Below are 2,672 nucleotides of genomic sequence, written 5' to 3'. Positions count from 1 at the left end.
CACAGGGGATGGAAGGCCGGGAAAAAAGAAATCCCCAAACTGTCAGACATTCAGGATGCCACGGTTATTATCCCCGCAGAGGTTGAGATACAATAAGATAAGGAACTCTTTTTTCAGGAGATACGTTGGATTTTCAAGACAAACAATATGTGATCGGCATAGATTTAGGCACAACAAATTCTGCTGTTTCATATGTGGATATGGCTGCAAAAAAACAGAACGGAAAAGAAAAATCCGTTAAAGTTTTTAATGTTCCTCAATTAACCGGACATGGCGAGTTTACAAAGGTTCCGGTTCTTCCTTCCTTTTTATATATCCCGGGTAAATATGATATTTCAGAAAAAATGCTCAAGCACCCATGGAAAAAAAGAGAAGATCTTTTTGCCGGAACGTTTGCCAGGGATCACGGGTCTAAAATACCTTCCAGGCTTGTTTCTTCTGCAAAAAGCTGGCTGTGCAATCAAACGGCCGACAGAAAGGCAAAAATACTGCCCTGGGGATCTGAAGGATTTGAAAAAGTTTCACCTGTAGCAGCCACATCGGAATACCTGCTGCATATCAGGAATGCATGGAATCACTATGTAAAGGATGAAGACCAGTTTCTTGAAAATCAATTTGTGGTGATTACAGTTCCGGCTTCCTTTAATGAAGCGGCAAGGGATTTGACCATGGAGGCCGTGAAAACAGCCGGGTTTGGTTCTTTTGTAACCCTTCTTGAAGAACCGCTTGCAGCTTTCTACAGCTGGCTGATCAATCATGAAACGGATTGGCAAAAGCATGTCAAGGCCGATGACCTGATACTGGTTTGTGATGTTGGCGGAGGGACAACGGATTTCAGTTTAATCAGCCTTAAAGAATCCAAAGGCAGCCCCAGATTTGAACGTATTGCTGTGGGAGATCATTTAATTCTGGGGGGGGATAATATTGATCTGGCACTGGCCGGAAAAGTTGAGGCAAAATTTAAATCAACAGCCGACTTAACTTTGGATAAATGGAAGACCTTGTGTTATCGATGCAGGGAAGCCAAAGAAAAAATACTGGACAAAGGTGAGGAATCCGTGAGGATAACCATCAAGGGTGAAGGCCGGTCATTAATTTCAGGGACTCTTGCCGCAGATTTAACCAGGGAGGATGTTGAAACCATATTGCTGGATGAATTTTATCCCTATGTTGAATCCACTCAAAGTTTAAATATTGACTCTGGCAAGGAAATCACTGATTTTGGTCTTCCGTTTGAAAAAGAGTCTGCTGTTACCCGGCATATCATCCGATTTCTGGAAAATCACAGGGAGGATGTCAAAAAAAATCTTTCAAAAGATCCTTTGCCGGATTTTATTTTATTTAATGGGGGTACCCTTAAACCTGTTCTTGTCCAGGAAAGGATACGGCAGGCCATTGGAAAATGGTTTAATGCAGGCGAATCAGAGCTGCCTCAAATCCTGGAGAATCAGATTCCGGAGCTGGCAGTCGGGATTGGTGCTTCCTATTATGGCCTTGTCAAGCAGGGCAAAGGGGTCAAGGTTGGCAGTGGCAGTCCGCGAAGTTATTATATCGGGGTTTCAGATAAAGAAAAAAATTCTTCCAAAGCTGTCTGTATCGTTGAAAGAGGGCTGGATGAAGGCTCTGTCATAGACCTTACCCAAATGAAATATGAAGTAAGGGCCAATGAACCGGTAAGTTTTGATATTTACTATTCCAGTTATCGATCCGGTGACAAAGCCGGTGATATTATTGCTGTTGATGATTCCTTTTCTTCAATGACCCCGATCCAGACGATTATTAAATTTGGAAAAAATGGCCAGAGAAAAATCATTCCTGTGACAATCGGGGCGGAATATACGGAAATGGGGACACTTTCCATGTATTGTCATTCTGGTGTGAGCGATCATAAATGGAAATTGCAGTTTCAGCTGAGAGATCCGGGTAAAGGTGTTAACTCCAGCGAAACTGAAGTATATGATGAGGATTTGATAAAAGATACCTGCAATCGGGTTCATCAAGTATTTACAGACAAATCTGACAAGGACGGTGCGCTTAAAAGCATTGTCAGGCAGATTGAAAAAATAGTTGCACAGAAAAAATCAAACTGGCCGTTGTCATTTTTGCGCAGCATTGCGGACAAACTCATAGAGCTTGAAAATACACGGAAGTATTCAGCCGGGCATGAGGCAAGATGGCTTAATTTGACAGGATTCTGCATGCGCCCCGGGTTTGGAGATGCCTTTGATGAGGAACGGGCAAGGAGATTGTGGAAGATTTATCTTTCCGGTATGAAGTTTGAAAAAATAATCCAGAACAGGCTTGAATGGTGGATTTTTATCCGGAGAATAGCGGCAGGCCTGAAAGCAGGACAACAGCGGCAGTTTTTCCAGGCCACCGCATCCGTATTAATAAAAGGTAAAAATGGAAAGACTAAATTATCCCCCCGGGAGCAGATTGAATTGTGGATGGCTGCCGGAAATATGGAAAGGCTTCTGGTCAAGGATAAGGTTGTGCTGGCCAAATTTCTTCTCCCCATACTTAAGCCGGGTAAAAAACAGGATAATATGTTCTGGGTGCTGTCACGGCTGGGGGCCAGAGAATTATTATATGGATCTGTTGACAGGGTGGTCCCGGCTAAAGAGATCATCAAATGGATAAATCAGGTTATGAAGAAATCATGGCATAAAAAA

General features: G+C 42.9%; 2 protein-coding genes. Both read left to right on the top strand.

Going from position 1 to position 2,672, the window contains the following annotated elements; all coding sequences use genetic code 11:
- On the top strand, positions 1-96 hold a 96-nt coding region (locus HGJ91_RS05775; protein WP_291346756.1), incomplete at its 5' end, for a DUF2760 domain-containing protein.
- Between the two features lie 29 nt (positions 97-125).
- Positions 126-2,672: hsp70 family protein (locus HGJ91_RS05770; protein ID WP_291346755.1), on the top strand; the 2,547-nt coding region annotated here is incomplete at its 3' end.

The sequence above is a fragment of the Desulfobacula sp. genome (genome assembly GCF_014237455.1).
Taxonomy (GTDB): Bacteria; Desulfobacterota; Desulfobacteria; order Desulfobacterales; family Desulfobacteraceae; genus Desulfobacula.
This window is presented reverse-complemented; position numbering and strand designations above follow the sequence as displayed.